Origin of the sequence: Kosakonia sp. H7A (genome assembly GCF_003028445.1) — a bacterium.
Lineage (GTDB): Bacteria > Pseudomonadota > Gammaproteobacteria > Enterobacterales > Enterobacteriaceae > Kosakonia > Kosakonia radicincitans.
Map to the genome: position 1 here is coordinate 1 of NZ_PYTZ01000141.1, position 433 is coordinate 433.

The window sequence follows — 433 nt, forward strand, 5'->3', positions numbered from 1 at the left end:
ACCCCGTTTTTTTCGGAGCTTTCCCATGAGCGAGATCCCAGGCGACCTCAAGTTCCTCAAGTCCCACGAGTGGGCCCGCGTCGAAGGCAATGGCCGCGTCACCGTCGGCATCTCCGACCATGCGCAGGGCCTGCTGGGCGACCTGGTCTACGTCGAGCTGCCGAACGTCGGCGATACCGTCGAGGCCGGCAACGGTGCGGCGGTGGTCGAGTCGGTCAAGGCGGCGTCGGACGTCTACAGCCCGGTCAGCGGCACGGTCGTCGAGGTCAACTCGGCGCTGTCCGACAAGCCGGAGACCATCAACGAGGACGCTTACGGCGACGGCTGGATCTTCGTGGTCGAGGTCAGCGAGCCGGAACAGCTCAACGAACTGCTCTCCCCGGACGACTACGCCGAACTGCTGGACGACGACGCTCACTGATTCTTCACGATA

At 64.4% G+C, this 433-nt stretch carries 1 protein-coding gene; it reads left to right on the forward strand.

Annotated elements, in window-relative coordinates; genetic code table 11:
• Nucleotides 1-25 precede the first annotated feature (25 nt).
• Nucleotides 26-421, forward strand: coding sequence for a glycine cleavage system protein GcvH (gene gcvH / locus CWM66_RS28620; RefSeq protein ID WP_107147761.1), 396 nt, complete (start codon nt 26-28; stop codon nt 419-421).
• The last annotated feature ends 12 nt before the right edge of the window (nt 422-433 follow it).